The 18,039-nt window shown below is 66.9% G+C and carries 17 protein-coding genes; 10 read left to right on the top strand and 7 right to left on the bottom strand.

The genetic code is table 11. The features are described from left to right. Positions 1-2: 2 nt before the first annotated feature. Both ACFJGT_RS16580 and ACFJGT_RS16585 read right to left on the bottom strand, forming a co-directional pair. A complete protein-coding gene (locus ACFJGT_RS16580) occupies positions 3-1,094 on the bottom strand; it encodes an ATP-dependent RecD-like DNA helicase (RefSeq protein ID WP_377839626.1) in 1,092 nt (363 codons plus the stop codon). Between the two features lie 81 nt (positions 1,095-1,175). Further along, positions 1,176-2,903 carry a methyl-accepting chemotaxis protein gene (locus tag ACFJGT_RS16585; RefSeq protein ID WP_377839630.1) on the bottom strand — a complete coding sequence of 576 codons (1,728 nt, stop codon included), beginning with the start codon at positions 2,901-2,903 and terminating at the stop codon, positions 1,176-1,178. A 132-nt stretch (positions 2,904-3,035) separates the two neighbouring features. Here ACFJGT_RS16585 and ACFJGT_RS16590 point away from each other — a divergent pair, with 132 nt between their 5' ends. Next, on the top strand, positions 3,036-4,028 hold the full coding sequence (locus tag ACFJGT_RS16590) for an alpha/beta hydrolase (protein WP_377839633.1): 993 nt from the start codon (positions 3,036-3,038) through the stop codon (positions 4,026-4,028). 19 nt (positions 4,029-4,047) lie between these two features. Beyond that, positions 4,048-4,908 carry an alpha/beta fold hydrolase gene (locus tag ACFJGT_RS16595; protein WP_377839637.1) on the top strand — a complete coding sequence of 287 codons (861 nt, stop codon included), beginning with the start codon at positions 4,048-4,050 and terminating at the stop codon, positions 4,906-4,908. A gap of 19 nt (positions 4,909-4,927) precedes the next feature. Here the strand turns inward: ACFJGT_RS16595 and ACFJGT_RS16600 are convergent, their stop codons facing one another. Together ACFJGT_RS16600 and ACFJGT_RS16605 are read right to left on the bottom strand one after the other, a co-directional pair. Beyond that, positions 4,928-5,623 (bottom strand): SDR family oxidoreductase, encoded by a 696-nt coding sequence (locus ACFJGT_RS16600; RefSeq protein ID WP_377839646.1) that lies wholly within the window; start codon positions 5,621-5,623, stop codon positions 4,928-4,930. A gap of 175 nt (positions 5,624-5,798) precedes the next feature. Beyond that, complete coding sequence (locus ACFJGT_RS16605) at positions 5,799-9,398, bottom strand: hydantoinase B/oxoprolinase family protein (protein WP_377839647.1); 3,600 nt, start codon at positions 9,396-9,398, stop codon at positions 5,799-5,801. 223 nt (positions 9,399-9,621) lie between these two features. Between ACFJGT_RS16605 and ACFJGT_RS16610 the strand changes: the two genes are divergently transcribed. The 4 genes from ACFJGT_RS16610 (at position 9,622) to ACFJGT_RS16625 (ending at position 13,207) form a co-directional block, all read left to right on the top strand. Further along, the gene (locus ACFJGT_RS16610) at positions 9,622-10,170 is read left to right on the top strand and encodes a TRAP transporter small permease (protein WP_377839649.1); all 549 of its coding nucleotides are present in this window, start codon (positions 9,622-9,624) and stop codon (positions 10,168-10,170) included. Positions 10,171-10,174: 4 nt separating this feature from the next. Beyond that, positions 10,175-11,485 (top strand): TRAP transporter large permease, encoded by a 1,311-nt coding sequence (locus ACFJGT_RS16615; protein WP_377839653.1) that lies wholly within the window; start codon positions 10,175-10,177, stop codon positions 11,483-11,485. Positions 11,486-11,520: 35 nt separating this feature from the next. Beyond that, positions 11,521-12,516: a TRAP transporter substrate-binding protein gene (locus ACFJGT_RS16620; protein ID WP_377839658.1), complete on the top strand. Its 996-nt coding sequence runs from the start codon at positions 11,521-11,523 to the stop codon at positions 12,514-12,516. Positions 12,517-12,682: 166 nt separating this feature from the next. After that, a complete protein-coding gene (locus ACFJGT_RS16625; protein ID WP_377839660.1) occupies positions 12,683-13,207 on the top strand; it encodes a winged helix DNA-binding protein in 525 nt (174 codons plus the stop codon). Here ACFJGT_RS16625 and ACFJGT_RS16630 read toward each other — a convergent pair whose 3' ends face one another. Further along, complete coding sequence (locus ACFJGT_RS16630; RefSeq protein WP_377839664.1) at positions 13,208-13,762, bottom strand: SRPBCC family protein; 555 nt, start codon at positions 13,760-13,762, stop codon at positions 13,208-13,210. Continuing rightward, positions 13,759-14,082, bottom strand: a complete 324-nt coding sequence (locus ACFJGT_RS16635; protein WP_377839667.1) for a metalloregulator ArsR/SmtB family transcription factor — start codon at positions 14,080-14,082, stop codon at positions 13,759-13,761. Before ACFJGT_RS16635 ends, ACFJGT_RS16630 begins: the two co-directional genes overlap by 4 nt. A gap of 135 nt (positions 14,083-14,217) precedes the next feature. Here ACFJGT_RS16635 and ACFJGT_RS16640 point away from each other — a divergent pair, with 135 nt between their 5' ends. Beyond that, positions 14,218-15,120 (top strand): DMT family transporter, encoded by a 903-nt coding sequence (locus tag ACFJGT_RS16640; RefSeq protein ID WP_377839672.1) that lies wholly within the window; start codon positions 14,218-14,220, stop codon positions 15,118-15,120. A gap of 17 nt (positions 15,121-15,137) precedes the next feature. Here ACFJGT_RS16640 and ACFJGT_RS16645 read toward each other — a convergent pair whose 3' ends face one another. Continuing rightward, on the bottom strand, positions 15,138-15,773 hold the full coding sequence (locus ACFJGT_RS16645) for a pyridoxamine 5'-phosphate oxidase family protein (protein ID WP_377839675.1): 636 nt from the start codon (positions 15,771-15,773) through the stop codon (positions 15,138-15,140). Between the two features lie 181 nt (positions 15,774-15,954). Here ACFJGT_RS16645 and ACFJGT_RS16650 point away from each other — a divergent pair, with 181 nt between their 5' ends. From ACFJGT_RS16650 to ACFJGT_RS16660, 3 genes are all read left to right on the top strand, one after another. Next, positions 15,955-16,413, top strand: a complete 459-nt coding sequence (locus ACFJGT_RS16650) for a hypothetical protein (protein ID WP_377839679.1) — start codon at positions 15,955-15,957, stop codon at positions 16,411-16,413. Positions 16,414-16,427: 14 nt separating this feature from the next. After that, positions 16,428-17,093, top strand: a complete 666-nt coding sequence (locus ACFJGT_RS16655) for a ribonuclease T (RefSeq protein ID WP_377839681.1) — start codon at positions 16,428-16,430, stop codon at positions 17,091-17,093. A gap of 63 nt (positions 17,094-17,156) precedes the next feature. After that, positions 17,157-18,008, top strand: coding sequence for a 23S rRNA (adenine(2030)-N(6))-methyltransferase RlmJ (locus ACFJGT_RS16660; protein ID WP_377839684.1), 852 nt, complete (start codon positions 17,157-17,159; stop codon positions 18,006-18,008). Positions 18,009-18,039 lie beyond the last annotated feature (31 nt).

The raw sequence follows: 18,039 nt of genomic DNA on the forward strand, positions 1-18,039 counted from the left end.
GTCTAGACCACCACCGTGATCGCCTCGGCCGCGCGCGTCAGGCCGGTATAGAGCCAGCGCGCCCGGTGCTCGCGGAAGGCGAAGCTCTCGTCGAAGAGCACGACATCGTCCCATTGCGAGCCCTGCGACTTATGCACTGTCAGCGCATAGCCGAAGGTGAACTCGTCGGTATGCTTGCGCAGCTCCCACGGTATCTCCTCCTCGGTGCCGTCGAAGAAATTCGGCATCACCGAGACCTTCACCGCCTTGGCGCCGGCATCGTCCTCCGGCGTCACCCGCATGGTGACCAGCCCCTTCTTCGAGGTCTTGATCTCCTGCACGATCCAGGAGCCGCCATTGAGCAGCCCCTTGCTCTTGTCGTTGCGCAGGCAGACCAGCTTCTCTCCGGCGACGGGGCTGTTGTCGGTGCGGCCCATCAACTGGCGGATGCGGGCATTGTAGTTGCGCCGCGTCTTGTTCATGCCGACCAGAACCTGATCGGCCCCCATGACGATCTCCGGATTGATCTCGCCGCGCCGGATCACCCGGCTCGGGCCGTATTCGCCGAGTTCGAGCTGCCCGCCCTCGCGCACGATCATCGACATCCGCACGATGGGGTTGTCCGCCGCCTGCCGGTGGACCTCGGTCAGCATGATGTCCGGCTCCTGCTCGGTGAAGAAGCCGCCGCCCTTCACCGGCGGCAACTGGGCCGGATCGCCCAGCACCAGCACCGGCGTGCCGAAGGAGAGCAGGTCCCGGCCCAATTCCTCGTCGACCATCGAGCACTCGTCGATGATGATCAGCTTCGCCTTGGCGGCTGCGCTGTCGCGGTTGAGCGCGAAGATCGGGCTCTCCTCGTCGACGCCGCGCGAACGATAGATCAGCGAATGGATCGTCTGCGCGCCGTGGCAGCCCTTGTTGCGCAGCACGAGCGCGGCCTTGCCGGTATAGGCGGCGAAGACGACATCGCCGTCGACGGCCTCGGCGATATGGCGCGCGAGCGTCGTCTTGCCGGTGCCGGCATAGCCGAACATGCGAAAGAGCTGCGGCTCGCCGGATTGCAGCCAGCGCGCCACGGCGGTCAAAGCCATATCCTGCTGGGGCGACCAGCTCATCGCGGAACCATCGTCGAAAAAGGCATGGCGCAGATGGGGCCGAGTCGGGCCGCGAGGCAAGCCCGGCTGTATCGAAAGCGCTCAGGCGGCGCGCAATCGCCTGACGAAAGCCTCGGCCTCGGCCTGCAGGGCATTGATCCGTTGGTCGAGTTCCCGCGCGCTCGCAGCTCCCGTGTCCGCCTGGCCGACGGTCTGGAGATTGGCGGCTGCGATCTCGCCCATCGCCATTGCGGCCGTGCCCGTCACATCCGAAATCCGCGCCACGGTCTCGCCGAGCGAGCCGAGCAACTCGACATGCGACCCGACCATGGTCGCGATCTCGGTGCCAGTCTGCTCGACCGCGGCGACGCTGGCGCCGATCGCGGACACCGCTTCGGCGGCATGGGACAAGGCCTCGTCGGCCTGCGCGATCCGGCGGACGATCCGCCCGGCCGCGTCCGACGCCTGGTTGGCGAGCGTCTTCACTTCGGCTGCGACCACCGCGAAGCCGCGACCATGAGCCCCGGCACGCGCGGCCTCGATCGTCGCGTTGAGGGCGAGCAGGTTGGTCTGGCGCGCGACCGCATCGATGATGCCCACGACATCGCGGATCTGGCCTGCGTTCTCCGTGAGGCGGCTCACCAGCGCATGGGTCCCGGCGGCCTCGCGGGTCGCCTCGGTCGCCATTTCCGAAACCCGCCTCACCTCGCGATTGATCTGGCCGACGACGAAATCCAGCCGCTGCGCCGCTTCGCTGGAGCGGCGCGCATCGATCCCCGCGCCATCGACTGACGCAGCCGCCGTCTCGGTGCTTCGGGAGATCTGGTGCACGCGGACGGCTGCGTCCTGCAACGCCATGCGCAGGACTTCGCTCGACCGGCCGATCTCGCCGAGCAGGACGCCGAGCCGCGCCTCGAACTCGTCGGCGATGCCTGCAAGCTCGGCATTGCGGAGCTGTTCGAGGCGCCGCGCATCGTCGGCCTCGCTCTCGCGCGTCACCAGCGTCGCCCTGATCTCGCTGAGCTGGCGCACGACGCGGGCGAGCTGGCCGATCTCGTCGGCGCGGTCGCGATGCGGCACGTCGATGATCCGGTCGGACGCCACTGCCTGCCGGATCGCCTCCATCAGATTGCGCAAGGGACGCGTCAGCTGGCTGCGCAGCATCAGCAGCGCCAGAAACGCGCCTCCCAGCGGCAGGAAAACCGCGAACAGAATCGTGCGCATGCGAACGGTTTCCGCCCGTGCACCGGCACGAATGGATGCTTCCCCTGCCCGCTTGGCGAGTTCGTCGCGCAGCGCGGCCGTCGTCGCGACGATCTCATCGACATTGGTGCGCGCTTCGGCCGCGCCCGCCTCGAGCAGGGCCGCCTTGGCCGAAACGCGCTGGCCGATATCGACGATGCCGTGCTGGAAGGCGATGAAGGTCCTGATCCGCGCATCGAGCGTCGGATTGGCCTCGCGCAAACTCGCCGGCAGAGCGGACGTCAGGTGCGCCCGCGCCGCATCGACCAGCTCGATGGCGGCATCCAGCTTGCCGATCATCGCCTCGATCTCCTGCGGGGAGCTGTCCGTGTCGACCCGGCTGAGCAGCGCCGCGGCCGCGATCCGGCTGGACAGGAGCGAGGCGCTGCCGGCGAGGCGGATATCCGAGAAGGCGGCGGCATCGATGCGCCGGGCTTCATCGAAACCGCGCAACGCGCTGGCGAGCCCCAGCGCCCCGGCGAGAGCCAGCAGGGCGAAGAAAATCATGATCTTCGCCGTCAGTCCCAGTCGCCGCATCGCCGCCTCAGTCTCGTAGCTGCCCTCCATGTGGCAGGGGCAAACGAACATCAGGTTAACGCGGGGCAATATGACGTAACGATATCAATATCTTAGCCGGTTATTCAATTACCTGTGCCGCGACCTTGCGGGGCGAACTCCGACCCGATTGCCCGTGATCGCAGGCCGGCCTAGCTTCGCGTCATGAGACGCCGCGCCAAACGAATCCTCCTGCTCTGCCTCGCCCTCGCCTTCGTGGGCTACGCTGCCTTCGTCCTGTCGCCCTGGCCTTCGGCGCTGCTGACGCGCCTCGCCTTCGGTTATGGCGCGGCGAAGACGACGGCGGCCCTTGCCGGACACGCCCCCTTCGGCATTCGCGAGCAGCGCGACATCCGCTATGGCAGCGCGGAAGACGAGAAGCTCGATATCTATCTCCCGCCCGGCGGGCGCATCGAACCCGGCCGGCCGACCATCATCTGGATTCATGGCGGCGCCTTCGTCGCCGGCGACCGTCAGGATGTCGCGCCCTATCTCAGGATTCTGGCCGGGCGCGGCTTCGCCACGGTCGCCATCGGCTATACCCGCGCACCCGCGGCCCGCTATCCCGCTCCCGTACTGCAGGCGAACGCCGCACTCGGCTTCCTGCAACGCGAAGGACAGCGCCTCGGCCTCGATCCCGCTCGCGTCGTGCTTGCCGGAGATTCGGCCGGCGCCCATATCGCGGCCCAGCTCGCCGCCGGCCTCACCGGTACCGACTATGCCGGACGGCTCGGCTTGACGCCGGCCATTACGCCCGAGGTCCTGCGCGGCACCGTCCTGTTCTGCGGCGCCTTCGATCCGACGGCCTTCGAGTTGACCGGCCCCTTCGGCGGCTTCATTCGCTCCGTGCTCCTGGCCTATTTCGGCACGTCGAACCCGCTCGACAGCGAGCAGATCACGGAGGCGGCCGTGCCGCGCTATGTCACGGAAGCCTTCCCGCCCAGCTTCATCTCGGTCGGCAACGGCGACCCGCTGGCGCCGCAATCGGTGGTGATGGCGCAGGCCCTGCGCGACCGGGGCGTCAGGGCCGACACCCTGTTCTTCCCGCCGGAGACAGAGCCGAAGCTGCCGCATGAATACCAGTTCGATCTCGATCGCCCGGAGGGCAGGCTGGCACTCGACCGGCTGACCGCCTTTTTGAACGGGCTGAAGAACTGAACTCCGGGATACGAGAACCATGCACGTCACGGTCAACGGCGTTCGCCTCTACGTCGATATCGAGGGAGCCGGACTGGTCCCCGACGGGCCGCGGATGCGCGCGAAGCCGACGCTCGTCCTGCTCCATGGCGGGCCGGGGTTCGATCACAGCATGTACAAGCCCGCCTTCTCGGCTTTGAGCGACATCTGCCAGATCGTCTATTACGACCATCGCGGCTGCGGCCGCAGCGAGAACGGCCCGACGGAACGCTGGACGCTCGATCAATGGGGCGACGATGTCAGGTCCCTCTGCGATACGCTCGGCATCGAGAAGCCGATCGTGCTCGGAACCTCCTTCGGCGGCTTCGTCGCACAAGCCTATGCGACCCGCCATCCCGGCCATGCCGCGAAGCTGATCCTGGTCAGCACGGCTGCAAAGTTCGATTTTGAGCAGGTCTATGCGGCTTTCGAGCGCCTCGGAGGCACGGAAGCGGAAAGGGCGGCCCGGGGCTATTGGTCGGCTCCCTCAGATGCGACCCGGGCGGTTTACCGGACGGTCTGCGTTCCGCTCTACGCGCCGCGCAACCAGGCGGATGACGGGGCATGGGTTGCCCGCGCCATCTCGCGCAACGAAACCGGCATCCACTTCAACGGCCCGGGCAACGAGCACGGCCGCTTTGACTTCCGGGACGCGCTTGCGCGCGTTTCCTGTCCGGTCCTCGTCATGGCCGGGGACAAGGACCCGATCACGCCGATCGCCTTCAGCGAACAGATCGCGGCAAGCCTCCCGCCCGAATTGGTCAGCTTCCGGCGCTTCGCTGGTTGTGGCCACGGTATCGTCGCCGACGACCGGGAAGGCGCCTTGCAGGCGATCCGCAACTTCGTCATCGCCCAGTGCTAGGAGCGCGCCCCTCAGGCGCTCACCAGGCGATCGCTTCGCCGGTGTAATCGCGGAAGCTGTTGGTCTGCGCCATGCCGGAGGCGTCGATGGTGCGGATCAGCCCGTTGGCGCTCTCGGCCGGCGTGATGTCGGCGCCGCTGCCGCCCATGTCGGTCTGGACCCAGCCGGGATGGAACAGCATCACGCTGACATCGCGCGAACGCACGCTGTTGCCGAACACGACCATGGTCATGTTCACAGCCGACTTGGACGAACGGTAGATCAGCGCATTGCCGGGATTGGCTGCGATGGAGCCCATGCGGCTGGAGATCGTCGCGATCTTGCGGCCCTGCCCGGCTTCGACATTCGGCAGAAAGGCCTGCGCCACGCGGATCGGCGCGTAGACATTGACCTCGAAGACCTCGCGCCATTCGTTGAAATCGACGTCGAGCCCGCTCTGCCGGTCGCGCGGGCCGTAGAGACCGGCATTGTTCAGGAGCACGTCGATCGGCTGCCCCGCGAGAGCTTCCTTCGCCCCGGCGACGCTGGCATCGGAGGTGACGTCGAGCTCAAGCGGAATCAGCGCCGCCGGATGCTCGGCCGCAAGCTCGGCGAGCGCCCCGCCCCAGGGATTGCGCGCCGCCGCGATCACGCGGTCGCCCCGGCGCAGCAATTCGATGGTGATGGCAAGTCCGATACCGCGATTGGCGCCGGTGATCATCCAGGTCTGGGGCATGTCCGTCTCCATGGTCAGGGGACGGAGCTAAGGACGATCCGCGCATTCTGACCAGAGGCACGAACGCTTACGCGTCATGCTCGCCCTTGTGGCGAGCATCCACGTCTTGAACACGGCCTTCGACCAGCAAAGACGTGGATGGTCGGGACAAGCCCGACCACGACGGCAATGCGCCTCAGCCCTTCGCCTTGCCGTATCCGCCCGCCGTCGGCGTGATCACCGTCACCGCCTCGCCGGCCTGGAGCAGGGTCTGGTCGGAGGGCTTCAGTTCCTCGACCGCGCCGGAGAGCCGGCGCACCAGCGTCTTGCCGAGTTCGCCCGCCTCGCCGCCATCGACGCCGAAGGGCCGGACCCGCCGATGCGAGGCCAGGATCGCGCAATCCATCGTCTCGCGGAAGCGGATGGTGCGTGAGGTGCCGTCGCCGGCCGTCCATTCGCCCTTGCCGCCCGAGCCCTTCCGGATGTGGAAATCCTCCAGCACGACCGGGAAACGCGTCTCCAGGATCTCCGGATCGGTCAGGCGCGAATTGGTCATGTGGACATGCACGCCCGACGTGCCGTCGAAGCCTGGACCGGCGGGCGAGCCCGAGCAGATCGTCTCGTAATACTGATACTGGTCGTTGCCGAAGGTCAGGTTGTTCATCGTGCCCTGCGAGCAGGACATCGCCTTCAGCGCACCGAACAGCGTGTTCGTCACCGCTTGGCTAACCTCGACATTGCCGGCGACCACCGCGGCCGGATAGCGCGGCGCCAGCATCGACCCCTCCGGCACGATGATCCTGATCGGACGCAGGCAGCCCGCATTCATCGGGATCGCGTCATCGACCATGACGCGGAAGACATAGAGCACGGCGGCGCGGGTGACGGGCGCCGGGGCATCGAAGTTGTCCGGCCTCTGCTCGGACGTACCGGTGAAATCGACCGTCGCCTCGCGCTTTTCGCGATCGATGGTGATCTTCACCTTGATCGCGCAGCCCTGGTCCATCGGATAGCTGAACTCGGAATCGTGCAGCTTGGTCAGGAGCCGCGCCACGCTCTCGGCCGCGTTGTCCTGGACATGGCCCATATAGGCCTGCACGACATCGAGCCCGAAGGAGCCGATCATCTTCTTAAGCTCGGCCAGGCCCTTCTCGTTGGCGGCGATCTGCGCCTTCAGGTCGTTGACGTTCTGTACGACGTTGCGGACCGGATAGCGCGCGCCGGTCAGGCGCTTGACCAGCTCCTCCTCGCAGAAGCGGCCCTGATCGACGATCTTGAAATTGTCGATATAGACGCCCTCTTCCTCGATATTGGTCGCCAGCGGCGACATCGAGCCCGGCGCCGTGCCGCCGACATCGGCGTGGTGGCCGCGGCTCGCCACCCAGAACAGGATCTCCTTGTCCTCGGGGTCGAAGACCGGGGTGCAGACCGTGATATCCGGCAGGTGCGTGCCGCCGTTATAGGGCGCGTTCAGGCAGTAGACGTCGCCGGGCTTGATCACCGGATTGTTGGCGATCACCGTCTCGACCGAACGGTCCATCGAGCCCAGATGCACCGGCATATGCGGGGCATTGGCGACGAGCGCGCCGGTCTGGTCGAAGACCGCGCAGGAGAAGTCGAGACGTTCCTTGATGTTCACGGAATAGGCGGTGTTCTGCAGCGTCACGCCCATCTGCTCGGCGATCGACATGAACAGGTTGTTGAAGATCTCGAGCATGACCGGATCGGCCTTGGTGCCGATCGCCGCCTGCTGAATCAGCGCCTTGACGCGGACGAGCACGAGATGATCCTTGGCGGTGAGCTTGGCGCTCCAGCCCTCCTCGACGACGACGGTCTGGTTCGGCTCGATGATGATGGCGGGGCCAGCGACGCTCTGACCGGGCTTCATCGCCTCGCGGCGGACGATCGCCGCATCGTGCCACTGCCCCTTGGCGAAGAAGCGCGTGCGCTCGGCGGCGACCGGCTCGCCGGCCTGCTCACCGGATGCGGCTTCCTCGAATTTCGCACCACCGCCGACGGCCTCGACCTCGACCGCCTCGACGACCAGCGCCTTGGTCTCGTCCATGAAGCCGAAGCGCGCCTTGTGCGCGGTCTGGAAGGCGTCCTGCATCGCGGCGCGCGTGCCGGCCGTCACGGCGATCGCGGTATCGGTGCCGGCATAGCGGATATGAGCGCGCGTATGGATCGCGATATCGCTCTCAGTCACGCCCTGACCGGCGACCTCCGCCTTCGCGTCAGTGGCAAGCTTCGCCGCCACCGCCTCGATCGCGGCCTTGGCCTCGCCGTCGAGCGCGACGTCCAGCGCCGATGTCCGGGTCGAGCGGATTTCGGCGAGCCCCATGCCATAGGCCGAGAGCAGGCCGGAGAACGGATGCAGCAGCACGGTCTTGATGCCGAGCGCATCGGCCACGAGGCAGGCATGCTGGCCGCCGGCGCCACCGAAGGAGTTCAGCGCATAGCGGGTGATGTCGTAGCCGCGCTGCACCGAGATCTTCTTGATCGCCTCGGCCATGTTGGCGACGGCGATCTGGATGAAGCCGTCGGCGACCTCCTCAGGGCTGCGCCCGTCGCCCACTTCGGCAGCCAGCACCGCGAACTTGTTGCGGACGATGCCGACATCGAGCGGCTCGTCCTGCTGCGGCCCGAAGATCGCCGGGAAATAGGACGGGATCAGCTTGCCGACCATGACATTCGCATCGGTCACCGCGAGCGGCCCACCGCGGCGATAGGCGGCGGGGCCGGGATTGGCACCGGCCGAATCCGGCCCGACGCGGAAGCGCCGCCCGTCGAAATGCAGGATCGAGCCGCCGCCGGCCGCGACCGTGTGGATCAGCATCATCGGCGCGCGCATGCGCACGCCCGCGACCTCGGTCTCGAAGGCGCGCTCATACTCGCCGTCGAAATGCGCGACGTCGGTCGAGGTGCCGCCCATGTCGAAGCCGATCACCTTGTCGAACCCGGCCGAGCGGCCGGTCTCGGCGAGGCCGACCACGCCGCCGGCCGGGCCGGACAGGATCGCATCCTTGCCCTGGAACAGATCGGCCGCGGTGAGGCCGCCCGAGGACATCATGAACATCAGCCGCGCGCCGGTGCGGGCAACGTCGAGCTCCTCGGAAACCTGCTGCACATAGCGGCGCAGGATGGGCGAGAGATAGGCATCGACCACGGCGGTATCGCCGCGCCCGACCAGCTTCACCAAGGGCGAGACCTCGTGGCTGACCGAGACCTGCGGAAAGCCGATGGCGCGCGCGATCCGGGCCGCGACCTGCTCATGCGCGGTGTAGCGATAGCCGTGCATGAAGACGATCGCGACCGCGCGGAAACCGGCATCGTATTGCGCCTGCAAGGCGCTGCGGATCGCCGCTTCGTCGGGCGCACGCTCCACCGTGCCGTCGGCCAGGGCGCGCTCGTCGATCTCCTCGACCGCTTCGTACAATGCCTCGGGCAGGATGATCTGCTTGGCGAAGATGTCGGGCCGGGCCTGGTAGCCGATGCGCAGCGCGTCGCGGAACCCCTTGGTGGTGACCAGCAGCGTGCGGTCGCCCTTGCGCTCCAGCAACGCGTTGGTGGCAACGGTCGTGCCCATGCGCACCTCGCCGATGATCCCGGTCGGGATCGGCTCGCCCGCCTTCAACCCGAGATGCTCGCGGATGCCCTGCACGGCCGCATCGCGATAAGCACCGGGATTTTCCGAGAGCATCTTCCTGGCATGGAGATTGCCAGCCGGGTCGCGGCCGATCACGTCGGTGAAGGTGCCGCCGCGATCGATCCAGAAGTCCCAATGAGCCGCCGACATAGACCCTCTCCCCCTTGGACAAGTCGGGATCGCCCGACGATGACAAATCATCGATAAATCGTCGATGAGTTGTTGACAAGGCGATTCTGCCGGCTACGATCCCAATTGTGGCTGGAACATGGCTGAGGGGCCGGGCCGGCGCGAACGCGGAGGATGCGATGATGCGAGCAATCCTGGCAACCGGGCGTGCATGCGCTCCCATCTTGTGGGAGCACATGATCCCATGATCCGTCGAACGCTCGATGCGCTCTATCTCTGGGCCGGCTACGCAGCCGGCATTTTCCTCGTCGCGATCTTTGTGCTGATGATGGTGATGTCGGTTGGCCGCGAGATCGGCCTCAACATCCCGGCCGGCGACGATTTCACCTCATGGTGCATGGCCGCGATGGCCTTCCTCGGCCTCGCCCATACGTTCAAATCGGGCGATATGATCCGCGTCGGCCTGCTGATCGACCGTTTCAAGGGCCGCAGCCGCTGGGTCTTCGAGGTCTTCTCGCTGGTCCTCGGCCTCGGCTTCTCCGGCTTCTTCGCCTGGCACGCCGCGATCATGACCTGGCAGTCCTGGCAGTTCAACGACGTCGCTGGCGGCGTCGTGCCGATGCCGCTCTGGATTCCGCAGCTCGGCTATTCCGGCGGCCTGATCATCCTGTTCATCGCGATGCTCGACGAGTTCGTCCATGTCGTGATCCGCGGCCAGGAGCCGCGCTACGAGAAGCCCCCCGCGAAATCGGACGAGGAAATCGTCGAGCGCGCCATGGCGAGCGGGGTCTGATCCGATGGCAATGATCGAAATTTCGGGGCTGCTGCTCCTGCTTCTCGCCGTTTTTCTCGCGGGTGGCGTCTGGATCGCCATCTCGCTGATGGCCTGCGGCTGGGTGGCGATGCAGTTCGTCGGCGGCGGCATCCCCGCCGGCTCCGTGCTGGCGACCACCATCTGGGGCAACAGCGCCTCCTGGACGCTGGCCGCGCTGCCGCTCTTCATCTGGATGGGCGAGATCCTGTACCGTACGAAGCTCTCCGAGGAGATGTTCCGCGGCCTCGCGCCCTGGCTCAACTGGCTGCCCGGTCGCCTGATGCACGTCAACGTGCTGGCCTGCGGCATCTTCGGCTCGGTTTCCGGCTCGTCGGCCGCGACCTGCGCCACCGTCGCCAAGATCGCCCTGCCGGAGCTGAAGAAGCGCGGCTACAACGAGAAGCTCGCGCTCGGCTCATTGGCCGGCGCCGGCACGCTCGGCATCCTGATCCCGCCCTCGATCACCATGGTGGTCTATGCGGTGGCGGCGAACGTCTCGATCATCCAGATCTTCCTGGCCGGCTTCCTGCCCGGCCTGCTCGTGATGGCGCTCTATTCCGGCTACATCATCGTCTGGCACCTGTTGCATCCCGAGCAGTCGCCGCCGCGCGAGCCGACGATGCCGCTGCGCGAGAAATTGAAGGAATCGGCGCAGCTCATTCCCTGCATGCTGCTGATCCTGCTGGTCTTCCTCTCGCTCCTGCTCGGCTGGGCGACGGCGACCGAGTGCGCCGCCTGGGGCGTGCTCGGCTCCTTCGGCATCGCCTGGTGGTCGGGCTCGCTGACCAGGGAAGCGTTCTGGCAGAGCGTGATGGGCACAACCCGGATCACCTGCATGATCATGCTGATCCTGGCCGGCGCTTCCTTCATGTCGACCTCGATGGCCTATACCGGCATCCCGGCGGCGCTGGCGGCCTGGGTCGACTCGCTGCACCTCTCGCCCTATGCGCTGATCGCGGCGTTGACCGTGATGTACATCATCCTCGGCGCAGCCCTCGACGGCATCTCGATGATCGTGCTGACCACCGCCATCGTCATCCCGATGATCAAGGCGGCCGGCTTCGACCTCGTCTGGTTCGGCATCTTCCTCGTGCTGATCGTCGAGATGGCCGAGGTCTCGCCGCCCGTCGGCTTCAACCTCTTCGTGCTGCAGACGATGTCCGGCAAGGACTCGAACACGGTCGCGCTGGCGGCGCTGCCGTTCTTCTTCCTGCTGGTCGCAGCCGTCGCGATCATCACGGTCTTCCCGTGGATCGTGATGGTCTTGCCTCAAATGGCCTTTCCGCCTCAATGATACCGCATCAAAACCAAGGGAACGGAGCCAAGACCATGTATCGCAAGGACTTCATCAAGGGCCTTCTCGTCGCCGGCGTTGCCGCCACAGCCCTGGCGCTCGGCGCCGGCTCGGCCTCGGCCCAGACCAAGTGGAACCTGCCGAACGCCTATCCATCGGATAACCCGCATACCGAGAACCTCGTCCTCTTCGCCAAGGACGTCGAGGCGGCGACATCGGGCAAGCTCCAGATTACGGTCCATGCCAACGCGGCCCTGTTCAAGGCGCCGGAGATCAAGCGCGCGGTCCAGACCGGCCAGGCCCAGATGGGCGAGATCCTGATGTCGAACCACGAGAATGAGGACCCGATCTTCGGCATCGACGTCGTCCCCTTCCTGGCGACCTCCTTCGCCGACTCGCGCAAGCTCTACACGGCCTCCAAGGCCGCGATCGAGAAGAAGCTCGACGCGCAGGGCATCAAGCTCCTCTTCATGGTCCCCTGGGCGCCGCAGGGCGTCTACACCAAGAAGGACATCAACACGATCGAGGACATGAAGGGCCTGAAATGGCGCGCCTATAACGTCGGCACCGCCCGCCTCGGCGAGTTGCTCGGCATGCAGGCGGTCACGATCCAGGCGGCGGAGCTGCCGCAGGCCCTGGCGACCGGCGTGGTCAATTCCTTCATGTCGTCGGGCGGCACCGGCTACGATTCCAAGGTCTGGGAATCGCTGACCCATTTCTACGACACGCAGGCCTGGATTCCGAAGGACGCGACCTTCGTCAACAAGGCGGCCTTCAACAGCCTCGACAAGGCGACGCAGGACGCGATCCTGAAGGCCGCGGCGACGGCCGAGGAGCGCGGCTGGAAGATGTGGCAGGAGAAGGCCGGCTGGTACATCGAGCAGCTCAAGGCCAAGGGCATGAAGGTGCAGGCCCCCTCGCCGGCGCTGGCCGCGGGCTTCAAGAAGGCCGGCGACCAGCTCACCGCCGACTGGCTGAAGAAGGCCGGCGCCGAGGGCCAGGCCATCGTCGACGCCTACAAGAAGATGTGAGGCGAGCGGCTCCGCCACGCTTCTATCAAGAGCGCGGTCATCCCGGGCGACCGAAGGGAGACCCGGGATCCATGCCGGAACGGTTCAGGCATGGATCCCGGATCGGCGCCGCTCACGCGGCTTGTCCGGGATGACCTCGCATTATTATTCAGGACGATCGAGCCCGATGACCTCTCCATCCCCCGACGACCTCGGCCCGATCGTCTCCTCCGGGCATCTCGCCTCCGGAGCCCTGCCGGCGCTCTCGGAGTTCGAGTTCGCGCTGAGCATGACGGTGCACGCCTTCCACCGCTGGATCGTGCGCGGCATGGCGGCGGCCGGCATGCCCGATCTCTCGCCGCTCGACGTGCTCGTGCTGCACAACGTCAATCATCGCGGCAAGGCCAAGCGGCTCGCCGATATCTGCCTCGTGCTCAATATCGAGGACACGCATCTGGTGAACTACTCGCTGAAGAAGCTCGAGCGCCTCAAGCTGCTCAAGGGCGGCCGCAAGGGCAAGGAGAAGACCGTCGAGGTCACGCCGGCCGGCGAGGAAGCCTGCCGGCGCTATGCCCAGATCCGGGAGCAACTCCTGGTCAAGTCGGTCCGCGCCACCGGCGCCGACCCGGCCCGCCTCTCCGAGATCGCCGCCGCGATGCGCTCGCTCTCGGGCCAGTACGACCAGGCAGCACGCGCTGCGGCGAGCCTCTGATCAGCCCTGCCCCGGCTCGGGCAAATCCGCATAGCGGGCGGCATATTCCGCATCGAGCGCCTTGAACCGCGACCAGAACCCGCGCCGCGGCGCGCCCGTGAGCAGGTCTTCGAGCAGACCAAGATGCATGTGCCAGCCGCCGGAGACGCTGGTCATCTCCGCCTTGTTGGCCAGCTTGCGATGCGTCAGCACGAGCAGGACCTTCTCGCCCTTCGGCACGAGCTCGAACTCGACTTCGGATTCCGGCTCGCCGCCTCCGCCCCAGGTGAAGGCGATGAGCCGCGGCGGCTCATAACGGGTGATCGTGCCGGTCGAGCGCACACCGTTCTCATGCACCTCGCGATAGGCCTCCGGCGGCGTCTCGTCGGTGATGTCAGAATGCTTGAACAGCATTTCCGTCTGGCCGCCCACGCGCAGGTCGAACACGCCCGAGGCCAGCCACAGCCCGCGCTTCTCCGACTCGGTAAGATAGGACCAGACCCGCTCGATGGGCCCCGGCAGCAGGCGCTCGAAGCGCACCGCACCGCTTTCCAGCACGACGCCATATTCGTTCATCGGTTATCTCCCTCGCCCGGTTCGGGCTTTGCGAGTTCCTGTTCGAGGATATCGAGATGGCGCCCCCAGAAGCGCCGGACCTTGCCGAGCCAGGCATCGAACGCTGCGAGCCCCGCCGGATCGAGCCGATAGATCCGCTGCTGGCCCCGGACCTCCACCGTCACCAGCCCGGCCTCTCTGAGCACCTTGAGATGCTGCGAGATCGCCGGCGCGCTGGCGCTGAAGCGAGCGCCGATCTCGCCTGCCGACAAGGCTCGTTCACCCAGCATCTCGACGATGCTGCGGCGTGTCGGGTCGGCAAGGGCGGCAAAGCGATCCATGACCAATAATTTCGCCACTCACTTAATTAAGTCAATGCTTAATATCAGGGGATCATGCGGGCATGCGGCCGTGCGGATTGCCACGCGCGGCGAACTCGGCCAGTGGAAGCGCGCCTTTGGAACCCTCCGCCCGACATGACAACCCGCAACGCCTCTCTCACCGGCATCGCCATGATGCTGATCGGCATCCTGCTGTTTTCGCTCAACGACGTGATGGGCAAATGGCTGGTCGCCACCTACACGGTCGGCCAGCTCCTCGTGGTGCGCAGCCTCGCGGCGCTCGTCGTCATCCTGCCCTTCGTCTTCAAGCAGGGCGTGCAGCGGACATTGCGGCCGGAGCGCCCGGGCTTGCAGGCGCTGCGGGTGCTGTTCTCGTCGGGCGAGGTCGCGCTGTTCTATCTCGCCGTGACCTATCTGCCGCTCGCCGACGCGATGACGATCTGGCTGGCAGCACCGGTCTGGGTGGTGATCCTCGCGGCATTGCTCCTCGGCGAGCGCATCGACGGCCGGCGCTGGCTCGCGATCGCGCTCGGATTCGCCGGCGTCGCGGTCTCGCTCAATCCGACCGGTGCCAGCCTGTCGATGCCGGCGCTTATCGCCGTGCTCGGCAGCTTCCTCTTCGCCGCGATGATGATCGCCGGCCGCCAGTTGCGCGGCACGCCCGACGTCACGCTGGTCGCCTGGCAGACGCTCGGCGCGCTCCTGATGGGGCTCGCGCTCCTGCCCTTCGGCTGGGTGACGCCCACCCTGAAGGACACGGCCCTTCTCGCACTGCTCGGCATCGTCGCGATGGGCGCGCATATCTGCGTCACCCGCTCGCTCAAGCTGGCGGAGGCCTCGGTGGTCGTGCCCTACCAGTATACGCTGATCGTCTGGGCGCTGGTCTTCGGCTGGTTCATCTTCGGCGACTGGCCGACGCCGGCCATGCTCTGCGGCGCGGCCCTGATCGTCGCGGCGGGGCTCGTCCTGCTCGTGCTGGAGCGGCGTGCCGCCCCGACCCAATCAGTGCTCGAAGCGACCGGAGCCGGCGCTCCATAAGCCGCTCCCGGCCGGCCTCAATAGAGGCGCAGGCGATAGGCTTCCTCGAGATTGCGGTCGGCCTCGTCGCCATCGACCGCCTTGGTCTGGTCCGCGATGATGCGGCCGAGCGTCGGGAAGGAATGGCGCGGCACCTGCGAGGCCGGGTCCCATAGCTTCGAGCGGATCAGCGCCTTGCCGCAGTGGAAATAGGCTTCCTCGACCGTGACGATGAGCCCGGTCACCGGTACGCGCTCCTGCATGATGGAGGGCGCCAGCAGCGCGGGATCGCGCGTCGCATGCGCCTTGCCGTTGACGCGCAGGGTTTCCGGGATACCCGGCACCATGAAGACGAGCCCGACGCCCGGCGACGAGACGATATTGCGGAAGGAATCGATCAGGTTGTTGCCGCGCCGATCGGGGATCAGCAGGGTCTTGTCGTCGAGCACGCGCACGAAACCCGGCCCGTCGCCGCGGGGGCTCGCATCAGCATTGCCCTCAGCATCGCAGCTCGCCAGCACCAGGAAAGGCGACAGCGCGATGAAGTCCCGGCAGAAATGGTCCAGCCGGCGCAGCATCTTGCTGGCCGCCAGCGGCGAGACCGGGCCGATATGGCCGCGCAGGGCATCCGCATCCGCGATGCGTGCCGCCGGGTCGTCGAAGCAATCCGTCATCGTGTTTCCCCTGTTTCTCTGGTCAATCTGTCCGATCGCGGCTCTCCGCGCCAGCGCGGGCGGCTTCTGCCGGACAGCCTTTCTCCGCATGGCGCCGCCCTCCGCGCATGCGCCTTGACCCGTGACCGGCACATCGCCATCGTGCGCGGCAACTCCGCCCTCCCTTACGAGGCCTGATTCGATGCGCCGCGCCCTGCTGCGAACCGCCCTTGTTTCCTTCGCCTGCCTGACGGCCTTCGCCGCCGGCGCCGCGAACGGCCGCTTCGTCCATCCTGCGGACCGGGCGGAGAACCGCACCTTCGCGATGTACGGCAATCTCCCCGGCTGCGACGATCCGGCCGTGCTGGGCGAAGTCACCAGCCGCTTCAATTCACGCGAAGGCACCTATTGGGGGCCGCTCCAGGCGTTGTCCTATGATCGCATCGCGCAGATCGGCTACCGGAGCTGGGGGGCGGACTTCATCCCGCGGCGCTTCTGCAGCGGCCGCGTGCTGCTGAACGACGGCAAATTCCGCCGCGTCGACTATTCCGTGCGCGAGAATCTCGGCCTGTTCGGTCTGACCTGGAACGTCAACTGGTGCGTGAACGGTCTCGATCGGCAGCGCACTTATGCGCCGAACTGCAAGATGGCTCGGCCCTGACCGCAGGTCGCCCGATGATCAAATCGCTGGCGATTGCAGCTCTGGCACTGTTCGGCTTCGCCGGGGCCAGCCATGCGCAGGGCTTCGGCCAGCGCGGCGGCGCACCCGGCGATTTCGATTTCTACGTCCTTGCGCTCTCCTGGTCGCCGGGCTTCTGCGAGCTCGACGGCGACCGCTCGCGCAATCGCGAGCAATGCGGCGAAGGCGCCGGCCTGCGCTTCGTCGTGCACGGCCTCTGGCCTCAGTACGAGCGTGGCTCTCCCAGCGAATGCGGCCCGGCCGGACGTTCCCCGTCGCGGATCGCGATGGAGCAGGCCGAAGGCCTGTTCCCGAGCGAGGGCCTCGCCCGCTACCAGTGGCGCAAGCACGGCACCTGCACGGGCTCCAGCCCGAGCGATTATTTCCGCGATGTCCGTCGCGCCCGCGAGAAGGTGGTCATCCCGCCGACGCTCGCCAAGGCGGAGCGCGACCAGACCTGGACCGCGATCGATCTCGAACGCGCCTTCGCCGCCGCCAATCCGGGCCTGCGCCCGGACATGATGTCGGTCGCCTGCAAGCGCGGCGTGCTGCAGGAGGTCAAGATCTGCTTCTCGAAAGATCTTCGTGACTTCCGCTCCTGCCAGCAGGTCGACCGCTCCGGCTGCCGCGCCCGCGAGTTCACGGTCGTCGCGCCGCGCTGAAAGCCGAGCACGGCAGGGCTTTGCCGCTTCCGGTCGCGAGCCGGTTCCTCTACCAACGGCAGCATGAACTATCGCCATGGCTTCCACGCCGGAAACTTCGCCGATGTGCTGAAGCACGCCGTGCTCACGCGCATCCTGCTGCATCTCAACGCCAAGCCGGCGCCCTACCGCATCATCGACAGCCATGCCGGAAGCGGCCGCTACGATCTCGATTCGGAAGAGGCGCTGCGGACGCATGAATGGAAGGACGGCATCGCGCGGATCGACCGCTCGCCGCTGTCTCCCGCGGTCGAGGCCCTGCTCGCCCCCTATCGCGCCGCCCTGGAAGGCGCTCGTACGCTCTATGGACCGGGCGCTTATCCCGGCTCGCCCTGGCTCTGTCGCCATGCGATGCGGCCCGATGACCGGCTGGTTGCGGCCGAGCTCCACCCTCCGACCTACAAGAAGCTCTCGGAGGCCATCGGCCGCGACAAGCGCTGCATACCGCTCGCCATCGACGGCTGGACGGCGCTGCGAGCCAATGTTCCGCCGAAGGAACGTCGCGGCCTCGTCCTGATCGATCCGCCTTTCGAGGCGAAGGACGAGTTTGCAACGCTCGCCGACCAGTTCATCGCGGCGCACCGCAAATGGCCGACCGGGATCTACGCGCTCTGGTACCCGATCAAGGGCAGCCACGGCGTCGAATCGCTGATGGAGGCGGTGCTCGATGCCGGGATCGGCCGGCTCCTGCGCCTCGAAATGGATGTCGACCGCCCGGAAGCTGCCGGCGGCCTCAGCGCCACCGGCCTTCTGGTCGTCAACCCGCCCTGGCGATTGGCCGAGGAGGCGGAAACGCTGCTGCCGGCGCTGACCGAGCGGCTCGCACAGGGCCCCCGGCCGCGCTATCACTGCGAGGCGATCCGGCCCGACGGCTGATCGACCCTTTCCGCCACGCATCAAGGATTCC

It is taken from the genome of Allobosea sp. UC22_33, assembly GCF_042700715.1.
GTDB lineage: Bacteria > Pseudomonadota > Alphaproteobacteria > Rhizobiales > Beijerinckiaceae > Allobosea.

Bases quoted from the DNA above. Each gene is read 5' to 3' on its own strand.
- ACFJGT_RS16635 (WP_377839667.1), bottom strand. From the start codon at position 14,082: ATGGATCGCTTTGCCGCCCTTGCCGACCCGACACGCCGCAGCATCGTC.
- ACFJGT_RS16605 (WP_377839647.1), bottom strand. From the start codon at position 9,398: ATGTCGGCGGCTCATTGGGACTTCTGGATCGATCGCGGCGGCACCTTC.
- ACFJGT_RS16625 (WP_377839660.1), top strand. From the start codon at position 12,683: ATGACCTCTCCATCCCCCGACGACCTCGGCCCGATCGTCTCCTCCGGG.
- ACFJGT_RS16590 (WP_377839633.1), top strand. From the start codon at position 3,036: ATGAGACGCCGCGCCAAACGAATCCTCCTGCTCTGCCTCGCCCTCGCC.
- ACFJGT_RS16595 (WP_377839637.1), top strand. From the start codon at position 4,048: ATGCACGTCACGGTCAACGGCGTTCGCCTCTACGTCGATATCGAGGGA.
- ACFJGT_RS16650 (WP_377839679.1), top strand. From the start codon at position 15,955: ATGCGCCGCGCCCTGCTGCGAACCGCCCTTGTTTCCTTCGCCTGCCTG.
- ACFJGT_RS16640 (WP_377839672.1), top strand. From the start codon at position 14,218: ATGACAACCCGCAACGCCTCTCTCACCGGCATCGCCATGATGCTGATC.
- ACFJGT_RS16610 (WP_377839649.1), top strand. From the start codon at position 9,622: ATGATCCGTCGAACGCTCGATGCGCTCTATCTCTGGGCCGGCTACGCA.
- ACFJGT_RS16660 (WP_377839684.1), top strand. From the start codon at position 17,157: ATGAACTATCGCCATGGCTTCCACGCCGGAAACTTCGCCGATGTGCTG.
- ACFJGT_RS16630 (WP_377839664.1), bottom strand. From the start codon at position 13,762: ATGAACGAATATGGCGTCGTGCTGGAAAGCGGTGCGGTGCGCTTCGAG.
- ACFJGT_RS16600 (WP_377839646.1), bottom strand. From the start codon at position 5,623: ATGCCCCAGACCTGGATGATCACCGGCGCCAATCGCGGTATCGGACTT.
- ACFJGT_RS16615 (WP_377839653.1), top strand. From the start codon at position 10,175: ATGGCAATGATCGAAATTTCGGGGCTGCTGCTCCTGCTTCTCGCCGTT.
- ACFJGT_RS16580 (WP_377839626.1), bottom strand. From the start codon at position 1,094: ATGAGCTGGTCGCCCCAGCAGGATATGGCTTTGACCGCCGTGGCGCGC.
- ACFJGT_RS16620 (WP_377839658.1), top strand. From the start codon at position 11,521: ATGTATCGCAAGGACTTCATCAAGGGCCTTCTCGTCGCCGGCGTTGCC.
- ACFJGT_RS16645 (WP_377839675.1), bottom strand. From the start codon at position 15,773: ATGACGGATTGCTTCGACGACCCGGCGGCACGCATCGCGGATGCGGAT.
- ACFJGT_RS16655 (WP_377839681.1), top strand. From the start codon at position 16,428: ATGATCAAATCGCTGGCGATTGCAGCTCTGGCACTGTTCGGCTTCGCC.
- ACFJGT_RS16585 (WP_377839630.1), bottom strand. From the start codon at position 2,903: ATGTTCGTTTGCCCCTGCCACATGGAGGGCAGCTACGAGACTGAGGCG.